The organism is Pseudobdellovibrio exovorus JSS (assembly GCF_000348725.1).
Lineage (GTDB): Bacteria > Bdellovibrionota > Bdellovibrionia > Bdellovibrionales > Bdellovibrionaceae > Pseudobdellovibrio > Pseudobdellovibrio exovorus.
Genome location: NC_020813.1, coordinates 931684 through 958079 on the forward strand (window position 1 = coordinate 931684; position 26396 = coordinate 958079).

Here is a 26396-nt window from a genome sequence, read left to right on the forward strand (position 1 = left end):
GTTATGAAGTCACGTATTCTAGTAGTGGATGACGAGGAATCAATCCGCGAGTTTCTAGAAATCATGTTAAAAAAAGAAAACTACGAGGTGACTACGGCAGAGGATGGTTTGCGTGCCAAAGAAATCCTTTCTAAAAAAACCTTCGACATGGTGATCTCGGACATGCAGATGCCAAACATGACGGGTATTGAGTTACTGAAACATGTTAAGGAAACGTATCCGGATATGGTTTTCATGATCATCACAGCCTTTGGAACAACTGAGTCTGCGGTGGATGCGATGAAAATGGGTGCTTATGACTATGTGACTAAGCCATTTAAAATCGATGAAGTCAGATTAAATATCGCCAACGCATTAAGATCTAAAAACTTAGAAACTGAAGTGCGTGTGCTGAAGAAGGAATTAGTTAAAGAGTACTCATTTCAAAACATGGTGGGTAACTCGTCAGCTATGCACGCGGTATTTGATTTAATCAAAAGAGTATCGCAGGCGCCTACGAATGTGTTAATCACAGGGGAATCAGGAACGGGTAAAGAGGTTATTGCTAAGGCTATTCACTACAATGGTCCTTTGAAAGATAGACCATTTGTGACAGTTAACTGTGGAGCGATTCCTGAAAACTTGATGGAATCAGAGATGTTCGGTCACAAAAAAGGTTCTTTTACTGGCGCGATTGTTGATAAAGCTGGTTTATTTGAGGTTGCTGATGGCGGGACACTGTTCTTAGATGAGGTCGGTGAGTTGCCGTTGAGCATTCAGGTAAAGCTTCTACGTGCTATCCAAGAGCGTGTTATTCGTAGAGTGGGTGCTACCGAAGATATGAAAGTAGATGTGCGTATCATCGCCGCGACTAATCGTAACTTAGAAGACATGGTGGCAAAAGGAACCTTCCGCCAAGATTTATTCTATCGTCTGAATGTTATTAACATCAAGAGTCCACCATTACGTGAGCGCTCAGAGGATATTCCATTATTAGCGAATCATTTCTTAAAGAAGTATAATGATAAGCTTAATAAAGTTATATCATCGATTTCAACGGAAGCGATGGAGATTCTAAAAAACTATAACTATCCTGGGAACGTGCGTGAACTCGAAAATATGATTGAGCGTACAGTGGCATTAGAGGCCGGTTCGACAATTTTACCTGAGTCATTGCCGCCAATGGTGAATACATCATCTGGTCGTAAAATGGCTTCTAGTAATGAAATTGAGATCGGTGAAAATGGTTTAGATCTAGATAAAGTTATAGGTCAAATTGAAAAAGAGCTTTTGCTGAAAGCCATTCACACGGCTGGCGGAGTGAAAAAGAAAGCTGCAAAATTACTACATATCTCATTTAGATCTATGCGCTATCGTATCGAGAAATACAATCTGGGTATTGTTGGCGATGATGAACTTGATGATGAGTAGTCTTTATTCATACTGACATGAAATCAGTGTGAAGCATCGGCGGTGTAGGGCATGGTCACTTGAAAGTGAGCCCCCTGCATCGCAGGTTCCAGAACCGCGATTCTAAATCCATGTAAATCTGCAATTTTCTTTGCAATAGATAATCCGAGTCCATAACCACTAGTTTTAACCATAGAATTTATTTTCATAAAACGATCGAAAATCAACGGGATATTTTCGCTGTCGATACCGCTGCCATAGTCGACAATATCTAAAGTCGTGGCGTCTTGATTCCATGTGAGGGTCACACTGACAGATTTATCCTGAGGTGAGTATTTGATCGCATTTTCCAGAATATTATAGATGAGGTTATAAACGAGGTCTTCTTGTCCTTTTAAGGCTTGTCTATCTGCTAAATCATGAATTTTTACATCTATTTTGATATTTCGAGTAGAAGCTTTCTTCTGCAAGTCTGCAATCACTTGAAATAGGATGGTATCGACTTCGATATCTTGAAAGTGTAGGTGTTCAAGTCCTGATTCGATACGTGATAGCAATAACATGTGATGCACAATCTTTGTGAGCTTGTCCGTTTCCTCAATCAGGCTTTGTAGGAACTGATCTTGTTCTTTGTTTTGATTCAAGTGAGTTTCAATTTCACCTTTTAATACAGTGAGCGGTGTCAGAAGTTGGTGCGAGGCATTTGCAATAAAGCGTTCTTGTGAGCGGAAGGCATCTTCGATTCGATCTAACATTCTGTTATGGGTTTCCGTCAAGGTGCGAATTTCATCATGAGATTCGGGCAGGGCTACGCGATCCGAAAGTCGTCCAAATTGAACATGATTCATATTATCGATCAGTTGATTAATCGGGGTCATGGCCTTTGACGAGACATAAAAACCAGCAACCACAGAAATTAAAATTAAGAGTGGAAAACCATAAAGGATAATGGATTTTAAACGCTCTAACTGAGTTTCAAATGTCGTCATGGGAACTGCGATTTGCAAATAATAATCCGGAGGAACTCCAATATCTAAAGGGAACGTGATAAGGCGATAAGAAGCGGATTCGGCTGCTGACAGATGACTGGTGTCATGCAAGGTCAGGTAGTGTGAGTCATGGCCTTGCTGTATATAAAGAAAAGCCTCTTTATAAGGAAGGGGCCACTGTTCGAGGCCCTCAGTTTGCACGATGATCTCGCCAGAAGAATGACGAATGCTGATCAGAGACTTACCTGTCGAAAAAGGAAAAATTTTATCCTCATCTAAAGGGAAAAGTGTGAAAGCTGGCTCATTAGCAGGTGGGGCTTCTAAACTACGAGTCACATCAATGGCGTAGTTATAGAGCGAGTTATCAAACTCGTTAAGTAATGAGTCATTGAGTGCGTAATACATAAAAAGAGCAAACGTCAGCGTTGTGGCTCCGAAGATCAGAACAAACAGCGCCGTCAGGCGAACTTTGAGATTAGGCTTCTTTAAGAATGTAACCAACGCCAACAACCGTATGGATTAATTTTTTATTGAATGAAGCTGCATCTACTTTCTTTCTTAGTAAATTAACGTAGACATCGATCACGTTACTTCCTGAATCAAAGTTTAAATCCCACACATGTTCGGCTATAGAAACACGTCCTAGGGGGATCTCGGGATTTCTAAGAAAGTACTCTAATAGCGAGAACTCTTTTGTCGTTAGGGTGATTTCGACATTTTGTCTTTTCACTTTTCTACGTACCAAATCCATTTCGATGTCAGAAAACTTGAGTACGGAATCAATACTGCTTGCCGACTGTGTACGACGTAGAAGAGCTCGCACTCGCGCCAAAAGCTCTTCAAAAGAGAAGGGTTTCGTTAGATAATCATCAGCACCTGCATCAAGCCCATTTACTTTGTCTTTGGTGGTGGTGAGAGCAGTTAGAAGAAGAATAGGACCCTTGAAGCCATCCCGTCGTAAGTGACGTGTTGTATCGACGCCACTAGGGCCAGGAAGCATCACATCTAGAATAATTAAATCATATTCACTACTGGCCACATAGGATTCAGCTGTGGGACCTGATTCCGCCACGTCTACAGCATAGCCCACTTCATTAAGGCCTTTTTTAATGAACTGCGAGGTTTTAACTTCATCTTCGACTACAAGAATACGCATAGACTCAGTCTGCCTTAAGCTCTAAAGAGATGAAATTGTTTTTTTAAAAAACTCAGAATTGCTGGGGCAAATAAAATGATAACAGCGATACTGGTCAGTAAAAAGGAGATCCAAGCGTAATCGCCCAATTTTTCGCTGAAAATATAATAGGCTAATATGGAGGCGATAACGGGCTCGATCAATTTACCGCAAGCCATGAGGTTGATGTTCATAAATTGAACGAGATAAGTAAAAAGTAAATGTCCTAATAATGTAGGGAAGAGCACAAGGCCAGCTACCGATATCCATGAAATGGTGGGATAGCCAGTGAGGGGAGCGCTTTTACCCACAACACAAAGTCCGAATAAAATAGCACATGTACTATACTGGATTACTGCAAAAACACTGTTATCAAGTCGTGTGCGCGCCTGCTTTCCGGTTAACATATAGCCAGCATAGAAAAATGCAGATAGAAGTGCTGACCAATCTCCGTAGTTATTGGAAAGATGGAAATCATGTATAACCAGCAGATAAATGCTGGTCAGGGCTAATAGGTAAGAAACCATAAGCCGCTTTTTGAAGACTTCGTTGAAAAAAACAATAGCTCCTATTGAAGTCCAAACAGGATTCGACGAAAAAATAATCATCGTGTTAGAGACTGTCGTATTTTGTGAAGCAAATTTATATGTCCATAGATGCATAAAAAAGAGGGAGCCAGAAGCCAACGCCCAAAGAAGGTGTTTGTTGAAAGGTGGCCATTTCTTTCTAAGCACAAGTGCTATTAAAAACACTAAAATAGCCGCAATAGAAAGGCGATAAAACCCTAAAACTTCAACCGGCATTTGACTGAGTTTTGCCCAGTTCGGAGAAGTTGAAAGACTGAATAAAGCTATAAAATAAAGCAGTGTGTGCGGCATGTTATGTGTATGAAATCCTGAGGAATTCGATCATGCTTTATCCTTGAAGACAACATTTTAAGTTCATTTAATGAAAGGAACTCCCAAATGAATAAAATATTAGTTCTGGCTGCGGTTGGCCTGAGTATCACTTTAACAGCTTGTAACAAGGCAGATTTGAAATCAGATAAAGGGCAAGCTTCATACGCTATCGGCCAACAGATCGGTAAAAATCTTAAGTCTCAGAACATTGAAATTGATCCTAAGACATTGGCGGCTTCACTAGCTGATGCAACTGCTGGTAAGTCAGAAATGACTGATGAAGAGATCCAAAAAGCTCTTATGAAATTACAAGAGCTTTCTATGAAAAAACAACAGGAAGAAACTGAAAACAATAAAAAGAAATCAGAAGAATTCTTGGCAAAAAACAAATCTGCTGAAGGCGTAAAAGAGACAGCTTCAGGATTACAATACTCAGTTATCACTGAAGGTACTGGCGCCACTCCAAAAGCTGATGATATGGTTGTTTGTCACTACACAGGAACATTGATTGATGGAACTAAATTTGACTCATCAGTAGATCGTGGTGAGCCAGCTGAATTCCCAGTAAGTGGTGTAATCCCAGGTTGGACAGAAGCTTTACAAATGATGAAAGTGGGATCTAAATACAAATTATTTATTCCACCAGATTTAGCTTATGGTCCTCAAGGTCGCCCAGGTATTCCACCAAATTCAACTTTGATTTTCGAAGTTGAATTGTTGGATATCGTAAAAGCAGAACCACCTGCAAAAGCTTCAAAAGCTAGAAAATAGTAAATCAGTTATGAGCTTTGATTTTAAGAAAGACCCTATTGAAAATTTCTTAAGTCTTTATAAACAAGCTCAACTGAAAGGTATTCCGGACGCTAATGCTATGTCATTAGCGACAGTGAATGCCGACAACCAACCCTCGGTACGCATTGTCTTTTATAAAGGCATCAGTGAACGAGGGTTTTCTTTTTTTACTAACTATAATGGTCGTAAAGGGCAGGATTTAGCGCACAATGCGAAAGTAGCTGCTAACTTTTTCTGGCCTCATCTTGAACAGCAAGTTCGTATCGAAGGACATGTAGAAAAGCTATCTCGGGAAGAGTCGGAAGCTTATTTTGCATCACGTCCTCGTCTTAGCCAAATCGGGGCTTGGGGTTCTAATCAATCTGAAATCTTAGAGTCATTTGATCACTTCACTCAGAAGGTCGCAGCGTTAGAAGAAAAATTCAAAGGTCAGCTTGTTCCATGTCCCCCACACTGGGGAGGGTATCGTATCGTCCCACATGAGATCGAATTTTGGTTCGGTCAAACAGGGCGTTTACACCAGCGCTATGTCTATCAAGTTGATGGGCAGGGATGGAAGCGCTTTCTTCGGTCTCCGTAGTGAAAATCTTAGTCACCGGCTTTAAGCCTTTTTTATCCGAAAAAATAAATCCAAGTGAGTTGTTAGCAACAGATCTGGGAAAGAAATTTCCTAATGTGGTGACCAGCTTTATTTTGCCAGTTGAGTTTGGTAGAAGCTATGAAGTCTTAAAAGATGTGCTCAAAGCAGAAAAGTTTGATTACATCCTGATGTTGGGACAAGCCGCCGGACGAGAGAAAATATGTTTTGAAAAGATTGCTTTGAACTGGGTGCAATCAGAAAGTCCAGACGAAGCTAATATTGTTCCTTCAACACGGCCGATTGCAGCAGAGCAGCCCTTGGCATTGATGTCATCTTTTCCAGTGGATCAGGTCTATCAGGCGTTGCAGAAGGAGGGACTTCCTGTCAGTCTTTCTTTTTCAGCGGGCACCTATGTTTGTAATGAGCTGTATTTTAAAGTATCAGCCTTTGAGGACGTTAAATCTGTATTCGTGCATGTGCCTTTAATTGAAGAACAAGTGAAAGAAGATAAGCCTCGCCCATTTATAGGCTATGCAGAGCAATTAGAGGTTATGCAGAGAATGATCAGTGTATTGCTGTTGGAGCAATAAGATAGAACTCAGGAATTTCGACTTCGAAACTTTCACCATCTTCATCTACGAAATGATAAAAGCCACGCATAGAGCCTGAACTTGTTTTCAAAGGGCAGGCGCTGTCGTACTCAAAACTCTGTCCGGCTGTGATTTTAGGCTGTAAACCAACAACTCCTGGGCCACGAACTTCTTCGATATGACCTAAGGCATCTGTGATGATCCAATGGCGGCTCATCAGTTGAGCTGTACTTGAACCTACATTTTTAATCGTGATTTTGTATGCAAAGAAAAAGCGGTGTTGATCCGGCGCCGATTCAGATTCGACATAGGCCGTTGTGGTCGTGATTTGAAATTCAGTATTCAGCGCTTTTTTAAGACTCATCTTAGGTAAGCGTCTCATCAAACTTTTAGATTTTCAAGAGTAAAGAAGATGGGGTAATGATCTGAAGGTAAGCGCAATTTTTCTTCCATTGTTTTGGGGCGATCAATATCAAAACCAAATTCGTCTTTATATTGATACACAGCTGTTTCCGCGTGACGTACGCACGAGTGCAGCTCGGGTGATAAGAAACAATAGTCTATTTGCTTTCCTTCCGAGCGTCCGCCGCTTTTGATTTGGTAGAAAGTAAAACGTCTTTCGCTATTTATCTGGCTGACTTCAAGTACATCCTTAAGATCAGTTTCGTTATAAAGAAGTGAAAATTCAGGATCGGGGTTAGGCTCGCCAGCATAGCCATTCATATCACCAGCTAAAATAACAGGGACCTCTGGCCATTGCTGTCGGATATTTTTGTAGATATTCACGACGGCTTTAAGCTCTGCACCACGCTTTTCAGTTCCTCCGGGATCAATTTTTTCTGGATCTAGGCGCGACTTTAAATGCGTTAATAAAATCAAAAGATAGGGATTTTCTCGGTCATTTGTAAAAAGTCGCAACTCAACACAATCGCGAGAAAAAAGATGGCTGACTGCAGAAGAGTAGCCTGATTGTAAAGATTGGCTTTCGTGTGGGTAGACAAGTTCTAGCGGGTAGTGGCGGTTGCTGTTGATATCAAAAAAGAAGGGACTTTGTTTTTTGATCAGAAATCCCACATCAATATTGCGATCAGAGTTACCTTCGATCAGTACGGGCTGATAAAGCTGTTCAAGGAAGAGCTTGTTGAAGTTTTGCAAGGACTCAAGGCCGCCGACCTCACAAAGCATCATAATGTCCGGAGACTGCTCTTTAATCAGTTGAGCGATCTGCAGACATTTATCCAAAGATTTATTTTCATAAACAGAACTGGATAGCTTCTGCCACTGAGCCTCATTCATTTTTTGATAATGTGGCGGGATTTCGTGGTCAAACAGCAGGAATAGATTTTCAGCATTAAACAGCCCCAATTTAAGGCGTGACGGAGAAGGCAGAGGTGGGCTGTTATTGGTTGCTCTGGATGTCATATCTAAGGCAACATTATAGCAAATATCTTGGAGCGATGATAGGAGATTCCATGAAAATAGCTACAGTGTTAAAACCATATTTTCAAATTGAAATAGGAAAAAACGAAAAATCTCAAGGCATAGTCTATGTTTTAGGTGGCAAATCTAAAGAGAAAGTTCAGACAGCTTATAAAAAAATTGTAGAAGCTGACGCGCTAACTGAGCAAAAAAACTTACTTCTTAAGAGCGAAAAGAAAGTTCAATACTTCCAAGGTAAAACGTCACATATCTGGATTGTGCAATTACCTACAGCCGAAGTTAGTGCCTCTGAATCTACTTATACTTATGTACGTGATCAATTAGGCTCTTTGGTTTCGCAATTTAAAACGTATCAACTAGATTCGATCTCTTTAATTTTGGAACACGTAGATGTTCAAGCTGCGCGTGCAGGTGTTATCGGATTGGAACTCGCAGCCTACAATTTCTTGCAATGCTATAAAGGTACAGATGCTAAGTTTCCCCGTGTGACATTACAGGTAGCGGGCAGTGCAGACAAAAAAATCAATCGTCAGTTTTTAAAGGACGCTCAGGATGAGGCCTTAGCCGTACAGTGGGCTCGTCATTTGGTGAATCTGCCACCGAATGTGGTCAACCCTGAAAGTGTAGAGCAGTTTGTAAAAAGTGTATTTGGTAAATCTGCCGGAGTTAAATTAGAGGTATGGGATCATAAAAAACTAAAAGCTGAAGGCATGGGTCTACACTTAGCTGTCGGTATGGGATCAGATACTCCTCCGCGCATGATTCGCATTTGCTATCGCCCTAAGACAAAGAGTTCTAAAAAACCAATTGCCTTCGTTGGTAAAGGCATCACTTTTGATACAGGTGGATTAGATATTAAACCTTCATCGGCTATGCGCTTGATGAAAAAAGATATGGGTGGATCAGCAGCAGTTTTAGGGCTGGCGTATTGGGTGATTAACTCTGGATACAAACGTGCCTGTGATTTCTATCTGGCTTTAGCGGAAAACAGTGTGGATGCAAAGGCGATGCGACCGGGTGATATCTACAAATCACGTGCGGGCCATCTTGTTGAAATTGACAATACAGATGCAGAAGGCCGATTGGTGCTAGCCGATGTAATGGATGTGGCGGCAACTCAGAAAGGGAAAGATGCTCCTGAGTTTTTGATTGATGTGGCCACACTGACTGGTGCGATTAAAGTGGCATTAGGAACAGATATCGCAGGACTATTCAGTAATGATGATCAACTCGCGCAGGAGCTTCAGTCTGCGGGGCAAGCTGCCGGAGACTATAGCTGGAGAATGCCATTGCATCAAAAATACTTTACGTCATTATCATCTTCATTTGCTGACTTTAGAAACTCTGCGGATGGCTTTGGTGGCGCGATTACAGCGGCCTTATTTTTAGAAAAATACAGTGGTGGAGTGAAGTGGGCCCATCTCGATGTGTACAGTTGGAATGACAGACCCAATGGAGCTCTTACAACAGTGGGTGGAAGTGGTCAGCCTGTTCAAGCTCTGATTGAATGGTTAAAACAGAAGGTTTAAAAAACCTTCTGTTTTTCTAAAAATTTGTGAAGTTTATCAGGGACAAGTTTTTTCCAAAACTTGTCTTTCTTTTTTAAAAGTTTCAAGACATCGTCAGAGTGAATAAACTCGGTCAGTTCATCACAACCCGCAATATCTTGAATCATATTATTTTCGATAAAGTGTCTGTAGATGTTTTTGACTTCTGGTTTTGGGAAGAAACTTTTACTCAGCAGGCAAATTTCTGCCGTCTTGTGCGGATAAATGTAAAGGCGTGAAAATCTACCTAAAAGTTTAGACATTCCCTCTAAAAGTCCACCATTCAAATCAAAGTAAAAACTCTCATCGAAAAGTTTTTCAAGATGAGTTGCCCCAATAACAATAGCTAACGGGGATTTTGTTGAAAGACGAATATATTCTTTAAGCTGATAAAAAAGAGTAAAGCGAGTCACTAATACAGGAACTTTTAATTCGTTGATCATCTTGACGCGCGAATATGCTTGCTCTGTATTCAGATGAGTTTTCTTAATACGATTATCAATAGTGAATTCAAAAACTCCTAGAACATCGTTAGCTTTAAGTGAGAACTCTTTTTTGAAATGAGAAAGTCCCTTTTCAAAGATATCAAGGTGAGTGTTCGTCACAGGATGAAAGAAGCCACGCTGAATCAGTAAAGACTTATTCCAAAAGAAATCCGCTTGGTTTTGGACTTGCCCATTTTGGTCGACAAAGCAGGCTTCACTATAGCCCTGCTCAACTAACATAAGATTAAATTTAATCTCATCAAATTTTGAAAACTCTGAGCCAGAAAAGTAAATCACATCTACCGATAAGGACTCTGATTTTATTTGATCGAAAAGGCCAGATAAGAACTCCTGTGGATCTTTTCTGCGGTAGAAACAAGAGTGGATCAGATTAACTCCTAGCTTACTAAGAGTCTCTTGTTGTTGTAGGCGATACTTATCCAGCATGCGCACGTGTAACATAACTTGTTGAGCTTCTGAGTTAGGAGAGTGCTGAAACTTTAGACCTAACCAACCATGGCAGGATCTTTTATCACCCTCTGAAGAGGTGGCGACAGTATCTGCAAAGCTGAAAAAACAGGTGTTTTTATGACGGGTAGGTCCAAGGCGTTCGATCAACTTGCTGTATTCACGATCCAACATTTTTTCAAGACGTGACTTACAGACATAACGGCCTGACTTTTCTTTGCCATAGATAATATCACTGTAGGTCATATCATAGGCCGAGATAGTTAAAGCTATCGTCTGAGACGCCTTACCAGCTTGAAAAAAGTGACGAGCGACTTCTTGACCAGCTCCGATTTCGGCAAAGCTGCCATAAAAAAGAGGGTCAAGATTAACATCAAGGGCTTTTTCTAAAATAGTTTTAGATCTTCTTTGTTCTGACATTTTAACTTTTCGGTTGAGAGTCTGTTTTAATCCATGCAGTTAAAGCCAAACTCATGGCTTTTTCTACAGGTATGTCGATAGGAATAACCTGAGATTTAGGAATCAAAAGGGTATAACCACCTAAGCCGTAGCTCATGGGAATATAAACGGCAATTTTATCGGCGCCGATCTGTAGGTTTTTGTCCACATCTTGAAAGCTTTCACGTGTAACTAAACCCAAGATCTCTTTTTGTCCGCCATCAAATTTAACAAGTACAACTTTTTGTAGCGCATTTCCACCTTGCTTGCGGGAAAACAGGTTCATCAGATCGCGCAGTGGGGAATAAACGACCTTAATAAGTGGCACTTCTGTCAATTTTTCTTGAAGGCGTTGAAAAAGACCTGCTGTAACAAAATTATTTAACAAGAGACCTAATAAGAAGATTAAAATAAGAGTGCTTAAAAAACCGAATCCTGGGATGTAGTACTGGGTAGGTAAGATGGTTCTGAGTAAATTACCTAGTAAATTTTCAACAATGGTGACACCGGCATATACTATATAGATGGTAACCGCTAGAGGTAAGAAGGTGATGAGACCACTGGCAAAAATCTTCTGAAGTTTGTTCATGATCCCATGATTCAGGAAGTCAAAAAAAGAGTCAAGGACCGCCTTATTTTAACCCTTGTCATCACGGCTAAAAGCGAATAGCTTCGTGTTTCTTTAAACAAACAATAAGGAGTTAGAATAATGATGAAACTTGTTTTGTTAGTAATTTTGTCTTTCGGGATCTCAGTTCAAGCTCAACGTTTTGAGTTAGGGGTTGGAGCAGGTACAACTCACCCAGTACAGGGTGAAACTTTCCGTAACACGGCTAAAACTGGTGATGGCCGCAATTACTGGTTAGGCTACGGTTTTAACAAAAACTGGGGTGTAGAATTAGGTTATGATGATTTCGATTTTGATGGAACGAACTCTAAACACCAAGCTTACAACTTAAGTGGTGTGTACCGTTTCTTAGCTGAAAAAACAGTTCATCCGATTGCTAAATTGGGTGTGAGCTCTGTCGATTCAAAAAACATCACAGGCGAAAAAACTAACTCAATCGGTGGAAAAGCGGCAGCTGGTATCGAAGCTGATTTCCGTTATATCTCTATCGGTGCTTTGTTCAACTACCACTACATTCAAAAAAGCGATAAAGTGGCTGACCTTAAAGACACTCAAGCTTTTATCCCAAGCTTATTCTTAACTATTCACAATGCGGTTGATACTGGCGTTAAAGCTAGCCAACCAGTAGCTCCAGTAGCTGTTGTTGAAAGAAAAGATAGCGACGGAGATGGAATCTATGACGAAGACGATCAATGTCCAAATACACCAGCGGGTGTTGTAACAAACGAAATCGGTTGCTCTGAAAAAGAAAAAGCTTCTGTTCGTTTGAACATTGAATTTGCTACAGGCAAAGCTGATATCTTACCTCAGCACGCTTCTGAAATTCAAAAAGTAGCGAACTTCATGAAACGCTTCCCTCAAACAAAAGTAGAAGTTGCTGGTCACACAGATAATCGTGGTTCTGCAGCTGTAAACAACGCTCTTTCTCAAAAACGTGCTGATTCAGTTTTAGCAGCTTTAGTAAAAGAGGGTGTTGAAGAGGGTCGTTTAACTGCTAAAGGTTACGGTTCTGCTCATCCAATCGCAGACAACAATACAGCAGCAGGCCGCGAGCAAAACCGCCGTGTAACTGCTGATATCACTGTTGTTACTGATAAAAAGAAATAATTCTTTTTTAATATTCTCAAAGTGAAACGTCAAAAAGGCTCTCTTGTGTAAAGAGGGCCTTTTTCATGTCCAAAATATTTTCAAAATTAGCCAAATTCCGCCCTATTTTGAGAGAAATTAGGACTCTAGTTTAGTTGTCTAGTCCAGTCCCCGATAATGGAGACATGTGGAAATTAAACTTAAGCCTAGTCGTGGGTCTCTCATTGTCTGTTGTCGTACCGAGTGCATTAGCACAGGTCAGCGCACCACAAACAGTGACTGGCGAATATATCGTTAAATTCAAACAGCAGTCCTCTGTGAGCAGCGCGGGATTAAGTAAGATGGCCGGAACCTTCGGCGCATCTGTATCTGTAAAGAATGTCTTTGCGGCGTCTCGTATGATGCATTTAAAGGTGAATAGCGAAGTGGCTCGCGATGCACTTTATGCTAACCCTGATGTTGAGTTTATTGAGCCTAACTATATATTAAGTGTGAATCCTGTTGATGTGAGCCCATTAGGGTCTGCTCCGCAGGCTTCTGATAGTTATGGTCAGTCACGTGCTAATGTGCAAGTTCGTGATTCGTGGAATATCCAAAAGCCTTATGACAGTGGTAACAAAGTCGTTGTTGCGGTTATTGATACGGGTTTAGATCGCGGACATCTTTTATTTAAAGATTCAGGTTCTATCTGGGAAAATGAAAAGGAAAAGAATGGCCTTGCAGGTGTGGATGATGATGGAAACGGCTACGTAGATGATATTAATGGTTGGAACTATGTAGGGAGCACTGGAAACGTACACGACGATAATAACCACGGAACACATGTGGCGGGTATCGTTTTAGGTGTGGGCCAAGACGTTATGGCGTACCCTGTGCGTGAATCAAAGGTAAAAATCTTACCTCTAAAGTTTTTAGATTCTAAAGGCGCTGGTTCAACAGCCAATGCAGTCAGCGCGATTTATTATGCTGTCGCTCAAGGAGCTAAGGTCATCAACAACTCTTGGGGTGGACCTTCTTATTCACAATCTCTACATGAAGCTTATGCTTATGCTTACAATAATGGTGTTGTGATTGTTTCAGCTGCGGGGAACTCGAATACAAATAATGATTCGACTCCGATGTATCCGGCAAATATTAATTCTCCGAATAATATCAGTGTCGCTTCAACGACAGATTCAGACTATAAATCATCATTCTCGAACTATGGAGTGGGCAGTGTGCATGTAGCAGCTCCGGGCTCTTCAATTTTGAGCTCTGTTCCTGGTAGTGGATGTTTTGCTCCAGGTTGTTATCAGATGATGTCGGGGACTTCAATGGCGGCTCCATTTGTAGCAGGTCTTGCCGCTTTGATCCTGCGTGAAGCTCCACAGTTATCTTCGTACCAAGTTAAAAGTATTATCGAAGGGTCTTTGGACCGCGTTAGTGGTTTATCGACTGTAGTGTCGACATCTGGTCGCGTGAATGCTTATAAAGCGATTATCAATGCTAAAGCCAATGTAGAGACACCTCCGTGGTCGCCGGCTTATGCTCCAGATTATAAAACAAGTCGTAGCACGGCCTCAGCTATGGAAGCTCTTCCAGGCGCAGGTTGTGGTTTAGTGAAAGCGTTAGTGGATAAAGGTGGTACTGGTGGTGGTTCTGGAGCATGGACTCTGGTCGCTATCTTAATGTTGCCATTCGCTGTCGCAGTAGCTTTAAGAAATAGAAAAGAAGCACAAACTCCAGCGACTGCAAACAGACGTGTTCACGATCGTTTCTCGGTAGCTAAAAAAGCAGTTCTGAAAGCAAACGATCAATTAATTGATATCACAACGGCGGATATGTCGGTGGGTGGTATCTCGTTCAAATCGGATGCTGGTTTAAATAAAGGTCAGATCATCGAATTACAATTCAGCGAAAAGTCCGATGAAAAATTAGAAGCCGAAGTTGTATGGTGTTCAACTAAACAAGAGTATGGATTAAGGTTCTTGAATGTATCGGAAAGCATTAAGTTCCAGATCCAATCTTGGACTCAAGGTTTAGTGCCGACATAATTAATTCAAATTAGTCAAATTAGAAAGGGAACACTAAAGCAGTGTGCCCTTAAGAATCATACTGGCAACAGTGAAGTAAATAATAACCCCTGTGACGTCCACAATCGTGGCAACTGCAGGGGCTGATGCTGAAGCGGGATCGAGTTTAAATTTTCTAAGAATAAACGGCAGCATAGATCCTGAAATTGTTCCCCAAAGCACAACTCCAATAACAGATGCAGATACCGTGACAGCTAAAAGGCCATAGTGGTCGCCGTAGATTTGTTCACGCCATGGCCAGAAGTAAATACGCAGAAGACCGATCAAGCCGAGGGCCGCACCCAAGCAAAGTCCTGTGGCAATTTCACGGATAAATACGCGCCACCAGTCACGCAGCTTCACTTCACCTAAGGCCATCGCACGAATGATCAAGGTGGAGGCCTGAGACCCTGAGTTACCACCAGAGCTAATAATCAAAGGCAGGAACATGGATAGAACTACAGCACGATGAAGGATATCTTCATAGTAGCCCATAGCGCTAGCTGTGAACATTTCACCGACAAATAGAATCAGAAGCCATCCGCCTCTTTTCTTAATCATCTCGGTCATCGAAATTTGTAAATAGGGGGCATCCAGAGTCTCAACCGCACCGATTTTGTGAATATCTTCTGTTGCTTCCTCTTGAACAGCTTGCGCGATATCATCGAAAGTAACGATACCGACCATTTTATTATTGCTGTCGATAACGGGAATAGCCATCAGTTCATACTTACTAAAAACCTGACCGATATGCTCTTGGTCCATGTCCACCGAAATTTGAATCACATCGGTATGCATGATCTCTTCCACTTTTTTATTAGAAGCGGAAGCGAAGAGTTCACGAAATGAAACCACACCGACAAGATGTTGTTCGGCATCAAGTACATAAGAGTAATATACAGTTTCCACCTGTGTCTTGGCTTGAATACGAATATAGCTGATGGCCTCATCTACATTCATATTGGGGCGCAGGCGTATAAAGCGCGAGTTCATCAGACCACCGGCTTTATCTTCGGCATAGGCTAAGAGAGCAGATACTTCCCTTTTTGTCTGTGGATCTAACAAGGAAAGGAATTCATCTTTTTTATCTGCATCAGCTTCCTGAATTAAATCGGCGGCATCATCCGGAGCCAAAAGACGTAACCACGAACGCGTCTGCAGATGGTTAAGGTCTGCAATGAGTTCATACTGATCTGCCGGAGTTAGATTTAAAAAAAATTCCTCAGCTTCGGTTCTGTTTAAAGATTCGAAGTGAGTTTTGCGATCTTCCTTACTTAGTTGGGACCAGTTGTCATCGTGTAATAGGGAAAGATCGTTCGTTTCTTCTGTGGACGTGTTTTCAACTTCAGGGTTTTGGTTTTCATCGTTTTGCATAGAATTACCCCTCCGTACGCCGAGACTTGGATATAAAAATTTAAGATGGATTCAAAAATACTCTATCTTGATTCTGTAAAGGCCTCAAGAACTTCTTTGGCAGGACCTAGCTTTTTCACTTTACCTGAATCGAGCCACAGGATTTGATTGCAATCCTCAACTGTCTGAAGACGATGGGCAATGCGAATCTGAGTTTTATCAAAAAGAACATCGGTCAGAGCCTTGTTCATTAGACTTTCCGACTGTGGATCGACGTTCGAGGTCGCCTCGTCGAAAATAAAGATTTGAGCATTCTGCAGTAGACCGCGCGCCAGACTTAAGAGCTGTTTTTCACCATAGGAAAGATTTTGTCCGCGCTCGATGACAGGATCAGTGAGGGCACGTCTTAAGCCCACGCGTTTCAAGACATCTTCTAGCTCTTGGTTAGACTTCTTTTTAAATAAATCCAAATTGTCACGAATAGTACCAGTTAAGAAGAGCTGATCTTGCGATATAACAGAGAATAAAGAGCGATGTTTTTCTGTATCGGCTTCGTTGATACCATTGACAAGGATAGCACCTTTTTCAAATGGATAGAGTTTTAAAAGCACAGCAATCAGTGTAGTTTTGCCAGAGCCAGTGCGCCCAATAATTCCCAGTTTTTCACCTTGCTTCAACTTGAAAGAAACCTGATCTAAAATCAAGTGATCCGAAGTAGGATATTTGAAGCAAAGGTTTTCAACTTGAATTTGCTCTTGATTCAAATGCGGAAGTACTTCCTCCGTCTTTTGAGTCAGAGTTTTTTCTTTTTTAGGGTGCGACGTCGAAAAGTCAGAGTAAGCGGGAAGTTTTATGCCAGACTCTATTGGCGAACGAATGTACTCATCCATTTTTTCCACACCAGTTAAGGCCTCTTCAAACTGCGAAAACCATTCGAAGAACATCTGTAACGTATTTGTCGATAGTAGAGTGAAGCTTAAAACCACACTGGTTAAGCCGATACCGATAACTCCCTGATGAATGAGGTACATACACAGGAACGCATTGACGGCGAAAAGAAGTGACGACACCACATTCAGTTCAAATGAAAAGCGCGTTACGCGCCAGAAGACGCTCCATTTTGCTGTAAGATATTGAGAATCGTATTCAGAAAATTTTTGAATAAAAGTATTTTTCTTTTCATTCTGACGAATAATCGTCGCCCCTTGAACCGTTTCAGAGAAGTGAGAAATAGAAGGCGCCCGCAAGACAGATAGCTGTCGTCGTGTTTGGCGTAGTTTTGTTTGATTTTTTGATAGAATAAAATAGTAAATCACAGCAGAGCTTAATGCCGTGACGAGGAAATAAGGATGGACCAAAACCATCAAAATAATGATCGAGACCAGATCGAATAAAATTGATAGGAACTCGGCTAAAGGGCCTCCGAACAATCGGAAGACATTTCCATAGTCACTTGAAAAGCGCGTGGTGATCTTTCCTACGGGCTGACTTTCAAAGAATGAAATCGGGAAGCGTGAGACACGATACGTTGTTTCATCATAAATACGTGAAACAGCCAGAGCGGATAGGCGTGAAAGTAGGGTACGGAACAAAACTGTTAATATAAATGAAGCGATGATCAAGCCTAAGAGCTGATAGAACAGCGATGTCAGATTTGTGCGATTGATCTCAGGAGTTTTATCTAAGAAGTCACCGATAACCTGAGCATTCGAGATGATTAAATAACGTCCTAGAAAACCAATCAAGATAAGGAAAATAATACGGAATAAAAACGGGCGATACGCTTGCAGAAGAGTATCGTAGACCGTTTTAGAATAAGCGGTAGAGGGTGAATTCCTCATATAAGCCCCCGTAAGAACGAGTCGTAACGGGGATTGCTTAAGAACTCGCGAGCTGGTCCATCATACTCGATACGGCCATTATTCATAAAAAGAATACGATCGCATTCCGGTAGAGCACTGAATCTTTGAGTCGTCAGCAGTATCGAACTTCCTTTGTTACAAATTTCACGGAATTCTTGGATGAGTTTTCTTTCGGTTGAAATATCCACAGCGCTTAAAGGATCATCCAAAACTAAAAGACTTTCTGGCTCCATTAACTGACGAGCAAGACTCACGCGTTGTTTTTGTCCACCTGAAAGATTAAGACCTCTTTCGCCGATAACAGTTTCAAGGCCTTGCTGAACACGATCTAATTCAAAGCTGAACTGGGCTTGGCCAAGATGATGCATGATCTTATCGTCGTGCTCAATTGGTGATTGATAGAAAAAGTTCATATTGTCACGCAAAGAGGCGCTCATAATGAAGTGTTCTTGTGGCAAATAGCTGGTTTTTTCTTTAAAGAATCTGTCCGCTTGGAAGGGAGTTTCATTAATAAGAGATCGAATCAATAGACTTTTGCCCGAGCCAACAGGGCCAATGAGTGCAATCAGCTCTTTGGGCTTTATAGTCAGATCAATGTTGTGAAGCAACTCATTGCCATCGATGCTGAGACTCAGATTTTTAACCTCTAAGATGGCCTCTGGAATTGTTTTTTCATGGGCCGCCACTTGTTCATGTACATTTGTTAAATTTAAAAATTGAGCAATACGTTTAAAGGATGTCCATGCATCAAATAAAAATGTAAAGAACCAGGGAAGTTGGCGTAGCGGGCGAGACAAGAATACAGTTGTCACCCACAAAAGGGCGATAATATCGGCCTTGCTTAGATTTCCTTCGTAGGACCAGATAAAATAACCCAGCATCGCTAAATTCAGCCAGAAAACGACACTGGATGAAATGGAGTTCATGACTTGTCCATTGGTTAGCATGTGGATGCGGTTGACAGTTTCCTCACGTCTTTTTTTGATGATTTTATTTTCGAATCCCTCAACCCAGTTGAGGACCTTGAGTCCACGAATATTTTGAATCCATTCATTGACTAGGCCCATACGATCAGCGGCTAACATTTTGAATCTAAAGAAAAAAATCGACTGTCTGAAGGCCATAAGGCCATTTAGTAGTAAAAGCGATAAAACTAACCCAAGGCTAAAAGAGATAGGCAAGTGATAGAAGTGATACAGAAATGCCGGAGTGAGTATCAACGGAAATAGTGTTGTCAGGCCATAAGGTAGGGACTGTTCTAGCCACACTGTTAAGCTGGGAACGTCTGTTGAATAAAGAGAGACCACTTCGCCTACAGTCTTTTTTTGTAAAGTGAGTGGTTTTAGCCTGAGGTTGTGTTTATAAAGAGTCTCTGAGATTTTTTTCTGCGCCTGTATGGACTCGCTTTGACCGATGAATAAAGTCATCTGATTTAAAATTAAATAGAATAGCGCAAGACCTATGCAGATAATTAAAGAGCGATTGTCTAGATCTGTTGAAAAGATTTTTTGATAGTAGGGAACAGCTAATCCAATAATACTGGCTGCCAAAGACAGGAATAGAATCAGAAAACGTATATGAAGTCTGTCAAAGAAAACAATTTTAAGGATCTTTTTTTCACCAAACGTCATGGGACCTCAGATTGTCCTTACAGGAGCTGAAAATGGCTGCATCAAAAATGACGAGATTATTTGCTGGAAGCCAAAAGAGAGTGTAGCATTTTATACATAGGTTGAAAATGAATATAAAGAGTAGTCGTCGAAAATTTTTGGAAAAATCACTGTGGGGTGCTGCGGGTATTTCTGCCTACTCTTTGCTTTCAGCCTGTGCATCTTTCGATGACTACCTGTTTGATGATCGTGCGGAGTTTGGCGACGAAGTGGCCATCATCGGTGGAGGTATTGCCGGTTTATACATGGGATACAAGCTACGTGAGTCGAAAACAGGTTTTAGGTTGTTTGAAGGCGGTACGGCGTTTGGTGGAAGAATTAAGTCCAATAATGGTGCCGACTACGGAGCCTCTTTGATCTCAAGTTCTGATCAACGCGTTTTACGTTTGATAAAAGATTTAGGTTTAGAGACAAAATCGTTAAACAAAGATTACAGTTATTTAGCTGAAGGAATGCAATCAGTAACAGATGGTCTTGTGGACCGTATAATTGGTTTGATTCCCTATAGAAGTCTGCGTCTGCGCTGGAGATTAATTGAAATCGAAAAAGTATCGGCAGGCTTTCAATTGATTTTTGAACATCCAACTGGACAAAAGCGTTTTGTGTGTAAACGGGTCGTATTGGCTATTCCTCCTACTCAGTGGATGGGAATTAAAGGTCTGTTGAAGTTGCCCGAGATGCAGTGGGCAAATAACTGGTTAGAAACTTTGCGAGTTGAAAACACGATTAAGCTTGTCTTGCCATCTCAATTTGCAGCCAGTCCCAATAAAGTGTTGCAGACGGCTAAGCATGAGTCGGTCAATATGCGTCAGATTATTAAGAAGACAGTCGAGGGAAGTGTCGCCGAAATTGATATAGATTATATCAATAATTCTATCACTTCTATCGAGTATATCTATGGGGTGCTTAAACGACACTTACAGGTGAATTACGCCTTTGAGAGGCTGCGCTCGGACCAGATGTACGATTGGCATCAGGCTAAATTAATTAAGGGTTCCTATTTCCGCAATTTCTTGGCTGTACCCGAGTCTGAAAACCCTTATTTTCAGGTTGTAGGGGATTTTACCGCGGTCAAGTCTATGTATCGCATGCAAGGAGCTCTTGAGTCTGTTCATGTGGCCCTTGAAGAGCTTGTCTAAGGGCGATTATTTATTTGGATTTGCAGGCTATCTTCTGTAAACTTGCGCCATGAGCAAAGCCACAAATAAATCTAATACAACTGGAACAGAGATCGCATTAGAGATCTTAACGAATGTTAGACCATCACCGACAGTAACATCCAATTTAAGTGATGAAGAGAAAATCTCTACAATTCAAAAGCATTTCTCTGAGATCATGAAAGTTTTAGGTTTGGATTTAGAAGATGACAGCTTAAAAGATACACCGAAGCGTATGGCAAAAATGTACGTTAATGAAATTTTCGGTGGTTTAAGTCCGCAAAACTTTCCTAAAATCACAGTTATTGAAAATAAAATGCAGTACGACCAAATGGTCTGCGTGCAAGATATTGAAGTGATGTCGGTTTGTGAACATCACTTTCAACCTATTGATGGTTTTGCAACTGTTGCGTATATCCCTAAGAATAAGGTTATCGGACTTTCAAAATTAAATCGTATTGTCAGTTACTTTGCTAAGCGTCCTCAGGTGCAGGAAAGACTGACAAAACAGGTGGCAGATTGCTTACAGTATATTCTGGATACAGAAGATGTAGCTGTGCATATCAATGCAAAACACTACTGTGTAATTTCCCGTGGTATTCAAGACACTCATAGCACCACGACAACTTCTGATCTTCGTGGAGCTTTTAAAAGTTCCGAGAGCACACGTCTTGAGTTTTTAAAGCAGTGCCGCTCTCGTTTTAATAATGGCTAGATACTTTTTAGATACAGCCCTCAAGCAATTCTCGAGCATTGCGAGATAATTGAGGGTTATCTAATAGACGTTTAATCTCTTTTTGTGCCAAGTCTCTTAAATTTGTTGGATATTTTTTGATAAAATTAAAGCTACCACAGACATTTGCTGCTACTTGTGGATTCATTTTATCAATATTGATGATCTCATCACATAACCATTTAAAAGTACTGCCATCTTCTTTTTGCATAGCCAGATAATTATCACCAAAGGCAGCATGCAATGAGTAGATGTTGTTAGGGTTTTCACGACTAAATGGTTTTGTGTCCGCAATTTTTTTAACAGTATCGAAAGTACTTTCTAAAGAGGCTGTTGATTGCACCTGAATCCACTTATTGAAAACCACAGCATCGTCTTTCCAACGATTGAAGAAAGTTTCTAAGGCCTGTTGTTTTTCTTGGGAGTCGGTTACACACAGAGCGGATAAAGCGCCGATTTTATCGGTCATATTCGCAGCTTCTTGGAACTGATTATAAGCCAACGCCACAGCTTCAGGATGGTTCGCCTCAACTAAGAAACGTAAAACACGATTTTTAAGAGCTCTTGCTCCTACTGAGTTTTCATTTTTTTGCTGGTGATAAATCTCTTTTAGCAGACTGTGGAATTCGGAAACAATGGCTTGTACAATCGTATTGCGAGCCGCAGACATAGCCTTTGCATCCAGTACTGGAATTTCTTGTGCTAAGATATCATCGTCCGGCAATTGCAGCATAAGAGCTTTAAACTGAGGATCAATGTGAGTGTCTCGCAGAATGTAACCGAACGTTTCTACGATTTGAGGGTTAGCGGCAAGAGGACTTTTTTTAATGCTCAAATCAATTAATCTTTTTAGCTCTTCTAATGTCATTTTAAAGCAAGCTTCACGACGATTAAAAGCATCGCTATCAAATTTGATCAAATGTAACAGGTCTTCGTTCGTGGCATTCCAATTCAGTTTAATCGGAGCTGAAAACTCGCGATTAAGTGACAGAACTGGTTTTTCTACTACATCTGTGAATACAAAAGTCTGCTGTTCTTGTTTTAAATGTAAGACGGATTTGTTATCAGAGTTTAATGATAAATCTGCGCAATTAAGTTTTATATCACGACCATTTTTATCTAATAAACCGATAAGCAGGGGAATATGGAAAGGTTTTTTGATAGGCTGTTTTTCTGTCAGCGCACAGCTCTGTTTTAGAGTTAATGCATATTCTTTTTTCTGACTGTCATAAGACTCAGTAACACTAACTTCTGGTGTACCAGCTTGGCTGTACCACAGCTTAAATTGAGATAAATCTGCCTTATTAGGGAAGGCTATTGCATCCGAGAAATCAAGAATAGTGACAGCTTGTCCATCATGGCGGCGGAAGTACTCATCCATACCTTTACGGAATCCGACTGTGCCTACAATTGTTTGCATCATGCGGATAACCTCTGCGCCTTTTTCATAAATTGTCGGGGTGTAGAAGTTATCAACGGCAAGGCAGCTTTCAGGGCGCACAGGGTGTGAGTTCGGTCCAGCATCTTCTGAAAACTGACGTTGTCTTAAAGAATCAACATCTTTAATTCTTTGAACGGCACGTGAGTTTAAATCAGACGAGAACTCTTGATCACGGAAAACGGTAAGACCTTCTTTTAAAGAAAGCTCAAACCAATTACGACAAGTGACACGATTCCCAGTCCAGTTATGAAAGTATTCATGGCCTACAACGGATTCGATGCGATCGAAGTCAGTGTCTGTAGCTGATTCGGGATCTGCTAAAACAAGACGAGAGTTAAAGATATTCAACCCCTTATTTTCCATAGCACCCATGTTGAAATCGTCAATCGACACAATCATGTATTGGTTCAGATCATACTCAAGACCAAAGCGTTCTTCGTCCCACTTCATAGATTTTTTTAGTGATTCTAAAGCATGGTGGCAGCGACTTTGTTTGCCATGCGAAGCATAGACTTCAAGTTTTACATTTTTTCCAGATTGGGTTGTGAAGTCGCCGCGAACAACTCCGAGGTCTCCAGCAACTAACGCAAATAGGTAGCATGGCTTTTTGTGTGGATCTCTCCACACAGCTTGATGGCGCCCATCAGCTAGATCTGTCTGAGAAATTAAATCTCCGTTTGACAGAAGAACAGGGTATTTAGCTTTATCGGCTTCCATCGTTACCGAATAACTTGTCATCACATCAGGTCTATCAAGGAAGTAAGTGATATTACGGAAGCCTTCAGCTTCACACTGTGTTGCAAAGATTCCCTTAGATAAATAAAGTCCTGAACATGATTTATTTTGTTCAGGATTAATTTCGACTAATGTTTCTAATTTAAATGTATCTGGAGTTTGATGAATAGTTAGATATTCGGCATCCACGGAATAAGCTGAATTTTCAAGAGTTTCGCCATTTAGTTTAATTTCAATAAGCTTAAGATGAGTGCCGTTTAGAACTAAAGGCTCGTTCGCTTTCTTTTCAAAATCTAAAGTCGTACGAACCAAAGTTTTATTTTCATGCAGATTGAAATGAAGCTGGATGCTTTTAACCTGATAAGATGGGGCTTTGTAGTCCGTTAAAAGTATTCTTTTAGGTTGAGTTGATTCGGCATCCAGTTTCATTTTAACTCCGATTTTGGAATGTTAGTTCAGGCAGCTTAATCCTTTCAGAACTGAAGAAAGGCGTGCCAAGTCATGGATTTTATCTCTAGAGACCCCTATGTCAGTCAATGCTTTTTCGTGCGAAGAAACACAGGTAGGGCAGCCATTCACAACAGAGACAGAAAAAGCCATCATTTCAAATTTTTCTTTGCCGTTTACTGGTTTTCCTAAAGAGTTCATTCTAAGACCGGCTCTTTGGTAAGCAGCATCTGCTAGAACCTCAGACGACAAGAATCCTTTAAATTTGTAATAAGTGTTCAACATACCCATGATAGCCGCAGCTTCATAGCATTCAGCGATCTGCGCTTCTTCTACACCTAATTCTTTTAATTCAGCGCCAGCAAAAGCCTCAAGCTCTTTCCAGTGTAGAGAGCGTGCAATAGCCGCTGTATTCATAAAGCGCTCTTGTGGATCTAAAGATGAGTCCTCAAGTAATTTTTTTAGATTTAACGAAAGATCACGGAAAACAGCACTTTCACGTGCTCCGAATGATGACTCAATAAATGCATCAACTTTTTCAGCAATAGACATAATTTACTCCTTCTAGTGATAAAAAAAGAGCCTCAGCTTTGCAGCAGAAGCTCTTTGAGTTCAGTATTTAATTTAAAAAATCAATATACGAAACGATTAATAATTTAACTGTTAAAACTAACAGAAAACTAAACTGTTAAAGTGTCTTGACCTTTTTCCCAGTTACATGGGCAAAGCTCGTCAGTTTGTAATGCATCGACAGTTCTTAGAACTTCTTTTACGTTACGACCAACAGAAAGGTCATTTACTGATACCCAGCGAACGATACCTTCTGGATCAACGATGTAAGTTGCACGTAAAGGAACTTGGTCAGCAGGGTGTAATACACCTAATGCACCAGTTAATTCTTTTTTGATGTCAGCTAACATTGGGTACTCTAAACCTTTAAGGTCAGCGTGGTGAGTTCTCCATGCGTGGTGAACGAAGTGAGAGTCACAAGAAACACCAAAAACTTTAGTGTCACGAGCTTTGAAGTTTTTGAATTCTTTGTTGAATTCAGCTAATTCAGTTGGGCATACGAAAGTGAAATCTAAAGGCCAGAAGAATACAACTGCCCAAGAACCTTTCATGTCTGCATTTGAAATAGTTTTGAATTCTTTACCTTTTTCTAAACTAACACAAGCTTGCATAGAAAAAGTTGGAAATTTTTGTCCGATACCTAACATAGTTCTCTCCTTATTGGTTTGGTTAAATAAATTAGTTGTGACAGGGGATATTTTTGCGTATCGCTTATAAAAACGCAATTTATCATCAAAAATATCTATGACGTGATTGCTAATCCTGAGCAGGAAGCGCCGCATACATTGTCATCTGCAAGAAACAGGTGTTTGATTAGAATTATGAGCTCAACAGAAGTCGCATTTGGTACGTTTAAATGGGTAGATTACCTGAACCCCTCTAAAGAGGTGCTGAGGCAATTGGCAGACGAAATGTCTTTGCCACATAAGGTGCTTTATAACTGTTTGGACTCGGACTACCTGCCTCACATTGAAACATACGGGAATACGCACTTTTTACTATTACGTCTAATGGAACCCAACACACGCCTGAATGCAGACAGTGTGCAGGAACTCACGACCAAGGTGGCGCTGTTCGTTTCGGCAGAGAAGATAATTTCTATCCATCGACTTCCCTTAAATGAAATTGGGCAAGTGGAAACCAGAATTAAAGAGGCGGGGACTACAGAGTCGCTAACAAAGCAAAAAATGATCGCGCTTTTCTATGAGCAAGCAGCTCTGGGCTTTGATAAACCACTGACAGACTTGGAAGCTAAGCTCGACAGTTTCGAGCAGCGTCTTTTCAATAAACGAAAGTCCAAAAACTTTTTAAAAGAAGGCTTCTATCTTAAAAGGAAAGCTTCTTCTTTTAAAAAAGTATTGAAGCTGACTTTGGATTTAATGGGTAAGCTCATCACAAAACTAGAGTGTTCGCAGGCCCATTTTCAAGAAGCAAAGGACAGGCTTGAGCGCAGTCTTTTTTATGCTGAGGATGTCTATGACAATATTCAGTCCTTGCTTAATCTGCACATGGCCATGGAAGCACAAAAGACGAATGAGGCTTCGTTTAAGACAAACGAGATTATGCGAGTCCTGACTGTACTTTCGATTTTCTTTTTGCCCTTGAATTTCTTGGCAGGAGTTTTTGGGATGAATTTTGAGTACATCCCGTTCGTCGATCACAAAATGGGTTTTTGGCTGACAATTCTTGTTATGTTGCTTATTTCAACAGCACTATTGGTGTATCTTCTAAAGCAAGGGTGGATGGATCGCCCTAACCTTGTGAGTTCTGAAAAAGAAGAGAGCAAATAGCTACGCGCATTAATACAGTGTAAATCTTCCCAATATTGCAGCACTTGTTGATTGTAATTTGTTTGTTAGTACTATGGTCTTG

The 26396-nt window shown here is 40.9% G+C and carries 23 protein-coding genes; 10 read left to right on the forward strand and 13 right to left on the reverse strand.

Annotated features, from left to right (window positions below; translation table 11 throughout):
• The first annotated feature begins 3 nt into the window (after positions 1–3).
• The gene (locus tag A11Q_RS04685) at positions 4–1410 is read left to right on the forward strand and encodes a sigma-54-dependent transcriptional regulator (RefSeq protein ID WP_015469639.1); all 1407 of its coding nucleotides are present in this window, start codon (positions 4–6) and stop codon (positions 1408–1410) included.
• Positions 1411–1433: 23 nt separating this feature from the next.
• Here the strand turns inward: A11Q_RS04685 and A11Q_RS04690 are convergent, their stop codons facing one another.
• From A11Q_RS04690 to A11Q_RS04700, 3 genes are read right to left on the reverse strand one after another with little or no spacing between them, the layout of a single operon-like run.
• Positions 1434–2879 (reverse strand): sensor histidine kinase, encoded by a 1446-nt coding sequence (locus tag A11Q_RS04690; protein ID WP_051056736.1) that lies wholly within the window; start codon positions 2877–2879, stop codon positions 1434–1436.
• The gene (locus tag A11Q_RS04695; RefSeq protein ID WP_015469641.1) at positions 2854–3534 is read right to left on the reverse strand and encodes a response regulator transcription factor; all 681 of its coding nucleotides are present in this window, start codon (positions 3532–3534) and stop codon (positions 2854–2856) included. The genes A11Q_RS04690 and A11Q_RS04695 overlap by 26 nt, the downstream gene beginning before the upstream one ends.
• 14 nt (positions 3535–3548) lie before the next feature.
• Positions 3549–4430, reverse strand: coding sequence for a DMT family transporter (locus A11Q_RS04700; RefSeq protein ID WP_015469642.1), 882 nt, complete (start codon positions 4428–4430; stop codon positions 3549–3551).
• Positions 4431–4517: 87 nt separating this feature from the next.
• On the opposite strand from A11Q_RS04700, the gene A11Q_RS04705 reads away from it, so the two are divergent.
• The 3 genes from A11Q_RS04705 to A11Q_RS04715 are packed head-to-tail and all read left to right on the forward strand — an operon-like array spanning position 4518 to position 6413.
• Positions 4518–5222 (forward strand): BamJ family beta-barrel-assembly machinery protein, encoded by a 705-nt coding sequence (locus tag A11Q_RS04705; protein WP_015469643.1) that lies wholly within the window; start codon positions 4518–4520, stop codon positions 5220–5222.
• A gap of 10 nt (positions 5223–5232) precedes the next feature.
• Positions 5233–5823 (forward strand): pyridoxamine 5'-phosphate oxidase, encoded by a 591-nt coding sequence (gene pdxH / locus A11Q_RS04710; RefSeq protein ID WP_015469644.1) that lies wholly within the window; start codon positions 5233–5235, stop codon positions 5821–5823.
• Positions 5796–6413 carry a pyroglutamyl-peptidase I gene (locus A11Q_RS04715; RefSeq protein ID WP_015469645.1) on the forward strand — a complete coding sequence of 206 codons (618 nt, stop codon included), beginning with the start codon at positions 5796–5798 and terminating at the stop codon, positions 6411–6413. The genes pdxH and A11Q_RS04715 overlap by 28 nt, the downstream gene beginning before the upstream one ends.
• On the opposite strand, the gene apaG is transcribed toward A11Q_RS04715, so the two are convergent.
• Positions 6388–6777, reverse strand: coding sequence for a Co2+/Mg2+ efflux protein ApaG (gene apaG, locus A11Q_RS04720; RefSeq protein WP_041575682.1), 390 nt, complete (start codon positions 6775–6777; stop codon positions 6388–6390). The genes A11Q_RS04715 and apaG overlap by 26 nt on opposite strands.
• A 17-nt stretch (positions 6778–6794) precedes the next feature.
• The gene (locus A11Q_RS04725; protein ID WP_015469647.1) at positions 6795–7835 is read right to left on the reverse strand and encodes an endonuclease/exonuclease/phosphatase family protein; all 1041 of its coding nucleotides are present in this window, start codon (positions 7833–7835) and stop codon (positions 6795–6797) included.
• A gap of 50 nt (positions 7836–7885) precedes the next feature.
• Here A11Q_RS04725 and A11Q_RS04730 point away from each other — a divergent pair, with 50 nt between their 5' ends.
• Positions 7886–9382, forward strand: coding sequence for a leucyl aminopeptidase family protein (locus A11Q_RS04730; RefSeq protein WP_015469648.1), 1497 nt, complete (start codon positions 7886–7888; stop codon positions 9380–9382).
• On the opposite strand, the gene A11Q_RS04735 is transcribed toward A11Q_RS04730, so the two are convergent.
• Positions 9379–10773 (reverse strand): nucleotidyl transferase family protein, encoded by a 1395-nt coding sequence (locus A11Q_RS04735; RefSeq protein ID WP_015469649.1) that lies wholly within the window; start codon positions 10771–10773, stop codon positions 9379–9381. The genes A11Q_RS04730 and A11Q_RS04735 overlap by 4 nt on opposite strands.
• A gap of 1 nt (position 10774) precedes the next feature.
• Positions 10775–11380: a DUF502 domain-containing protein gene (locus A11Q_RS04740; RefSeq protein WP_015469650.1), complete on the reverse strand. Its 606-nt coding sequence runs from the start codon at positions 11378–11380 to the stop codon at positions 10775–10777.
• A gap of 120 nt (positions 11381–11500) precedes the next feature.
• Here A11Q_RS04740 and A11Q_RS13420 point away from each other — a divergent pair, with 120 nt between their 5' ends.
• Positions 11501–12526: an OmpA family protein gene (locus tag A11Q_RS13420; protein WP_015469651.1), complete on the forward strand. Its 1026-nt coding sequence runs from the start codon at positions 11501–11503 to the stop codon at positions 12524–12526.
• A gap of 164 nt (positions 12527–12690) precedes the next feature.
• Positions 12691–14538, forward strand: a complete 1848-nt coding sequence (locus tag A11Q_RS04750; protein WP_041575083.1) for a S8 family serine peptidase — start codon at positions 12691–12693, stop codon at positions 14536–14538.
• Positions 14539–14571: 33 nt separating this feature from the next.
• Here A11Q_RS04750 and mgtE read toward each other — a convergent pair whose 3' ends face one another.
• From mgtE to A11Q_RS04765, 3 genes are all read right to left on the reverse strand, one after another.
• Entirely contained in the window at positions 14572–15930 is a 1359-nt protein-coding gene (gene mgtE, locus A11Q_RS04755; protein WP_015469653.1) for a magnesium transporter, read from the reverse strand.
• Positions 15931–15992: 62 nt separating this feature from the next.
• Positions 15993–17750 carry an ABC transporter ATP-binding protein gene (locus A11Q_RS04760; protein ID WP_015469654.1) on the reverse strand — a complete coding sequence of 586 codons (1758 nt, stop codon included), beginning with the start codon at positions 17748–17750 and terminating at the stop codon, positions 15993–15995.
• Positions 17747–19402, reverse strand: coding sequence for an ATP-binding cassette domain-containing protein (locus A11Q_RS04765; RefSeq protein ID WP_015469655.1), 1656 nt, complete (start codon positions 19400–19402; stop codon positions 17747–17749). Before A11Q_RS04765 ends, A11Q_RS04760 begins: the two co-directional genes overlap by 4 nt.
• A 107-nt stretch (positions 19403–19509) precedes the next feature.
• Here A11Q_RS04765 and A11Q_RS04770 point away from each other — a divergent pair, with 107 nt between their 5' ends.
• Complete coding sequence (locus A11Q_RS04770) at positions 19510–20580, forward strand: NAD(P)-binding protein (RefSeq protein ID WP_015469656.1); 1071 nt, start codon at positions 19510–19512, stop codon at positions 20578–20580.
• A 49-nt stretch (positions 20581–20629) separates the two neighbouring features.
• Complete coding sequence (gene folE, locus A11Q_RS04775) at positions 20630–21313, forward strand: GTP cyclohydrolase I FolE (RefSeq protein ID WP_015469657.1); 684 nt, start codon at positions 20630–20632, stop codon at positions 21311–21313.
• A gap of 7 nt (positions 21314–21320) precedes the next feature.
• Here the strand turns inward: folE and pepN are convergent, their stop codons facing one another.
• The 3 genes from pepN to A11Q_RS04790 form a co-directional block, all read right to left on the reverse strand.
• Positions 21321–23936, reverse strand: coding sequence for an aminopeptidase N (gene pepN, locus A11Q_RS04780; protein ID WP_015469658.1), 2616 nt, complete (start codon positions 23934–23936; stop codon positions 21321–21323).
• 21 nt (positions 23937–23957) lie between these two features.
• The gene (locus A11Q_RS04785) at positions 23958–24506 is read right to left on the reverse strand and encodes a carboxymuconolactone decarboxylase family protein (protein ID WP_015469659.1); all 549 of its coding nucleotides are present in this window, start codon (positions 24504–24506) and stop codon (positions 23958–23960) included.
• 128 nt (positions 24507–24634) lie between these two features.
• The gene (locus A11Q_RS04790; protein WP_015469660.1) at positions 24635–25171 is read right to left on the reverse strand and encodes a peroxiredoxin; all 537 of its coding nucleotides are present in this window, start codon (positions 25169–25171) and stop codon (positions 24635–24637) included.
• A gap of 174 nt (positions 25172–25345) precedes the next feature.
• On the opposite strand from A11Q_RS04790, the gene A11Q_RS04795 reads away from it, so the two are divergent.
• Entirely contained in the window at positions 25346–26314 is a 969-nt protein-coding gene (locus A11Q_RS04795; RefSeq protein WP_015469661.1) for a CorA family divalent cation transporter, read from the forward strand.
• The last annotated feature ends 82 nt before the right edge of the window (positions 26315–26396 follow it).

Coding starts and splice junctions, on each gene's coding strand:
- A11Q_RS04770 (WP_015469656.1), top strand. CDS start 19,510: ATGAATATAAAGAGTAGTCGTCGAAAATTTTTGGAAAAATCACTGTGG.
- A11Q_RS04750 (WP_041575083.1), top strand. CDS start 12,691: ATGTGGAAATTAAACTTAAGCCTAGTCGTGGGTCTCTCATTGTCTGTT.
- A11Q_RS04685 (WP_015469639.1), top strand. CDS start 4: ATGAAGTCACGTATTCTAGTAGTGGATGACGAGGAATCAATCCGCGAG.
- A11Q_RS04725 (WP_015469647.1), bottom strand. CDS start 7,835: ATGACATCCAGAGCAACCAATAACAGCCCACCTCTGCCTTCTCCGTCA.
- A11Q_RS04785 (WP_015469659.1), bottom strand. CDS start 24,506: ATGTCTATTGCTGAAAAAGTTGATGCATTTATTGAGTCATCATTCGGA.
- A11Q_RS04735 (WP_015469649.1), bottom strand. CDS start 10,773: ATGTCAGAACAAAGAAGATCTAAAACTATTTTAGAAAAAGCCCTTGAT.
- mgtE (WP_015469653.1), bottom strand. CDS start 15,930: ATGCAAAACGATGAAAACCAAAACCCTGAAGTTGAAAACACGTCCACA.
- A11Q_RS13420 (WP_015469651.1), top strand. CDS start 11,501: ATGATGAAACTTGTTTTGTTAGTAATTTTGTCTTTCGGGATCTCAGTT.
- A11Q_RS04730 (WP_015469648.1), top strand. CDS start 7,886: ATGAAAATAGCTACAGTGTTAAAACCATATTTTCAAATTGAAATAGGA.
- A11Q_RS04740 (WP_015469650.1), bottom strand. CDS start 11,380: ATGAACAAACTTCAGAAGATTTTTGCCAGTGGTCTCATCACCTTCTTA.
- A11Q_RS04790 (WP_015469660.1), bottom strand. CDS start 25,171: ATGTTAGGTATCGGACAAAAATTTCCAACTTTTTCTATGCAAGCTTGT.
- A11Q_RS04695 (WP_015469641.1), bottom strand. CDS start 3,534: ATGCGTATTCTTGTAGTCGAAGATGAAGTTAAAACCTCGCAGTTCATT.
- A11Q_RS04795 (WP_015469661.1), top strand. CDS start 25,346: ATGAGCTCAACAGAAGTCGCATTTGGTACGTTTAAATGGGTAGATTAC.
- A11Q_RS04765 (WP_015469655.1), bottom strand. CDS start 19,402: ATGACGTTTGGTGAAAAAAAGATCCTTAAAATTGTTTTCTTTGACAGA.
- folE (WP_015469657.1), top strand. CDS start 20,630: ATGAGCAAAGCCACAAATAAATCTAATACAACTGGAACAGAGATCGCA.
- A11Q_RS04760 (WP_015469654.1), bottom strand. CDS start 17,750: ATGAGGAATTCACCCTCTACCGCTTATTCTAAAACGGTCTACGATACT.
- A11Q_RS04715 (WP_015469645.1), top strand. CDS start 5,796: ATGGAAGCGCTTTCTTCGGTCTCCGTAGTGAAAATCTTAGTCACCGGC.
- apaG (WP_041575682.1), bottom strand. CDS start 6,777: ATGAGTCTTAAAAAAGCGCTGAATACTGAATTTCAAATCACGACCACA.
- A11Q_RS04700 (WP_015469642.1), bottom strand. CDS start 4,430: ATGCCGCACACACTGCTTTATTTTATAGCTTTATTCAGTCTTTCAACT.
- pepN (WP_015469658.1), bottom strand. CDS start 23,936: ATGAAACTGGATGCCGAATCAACTCAACCTAAAAGAATACTTTTAACG.
- pdxH (WP_015469644.1), top strand. CDS start 5,233: ATGAGCTTTGATTTTAAGAAAGACCCTATTGAAAATTTCTTAAGTCTT.
- A11Q_RS04705 (WP_015469643.1), top strand. CDS start 4,518: ATGAATAAAATATTAGTTCTGGCTGCGGTTGGCCTGAGTATCACTTTA.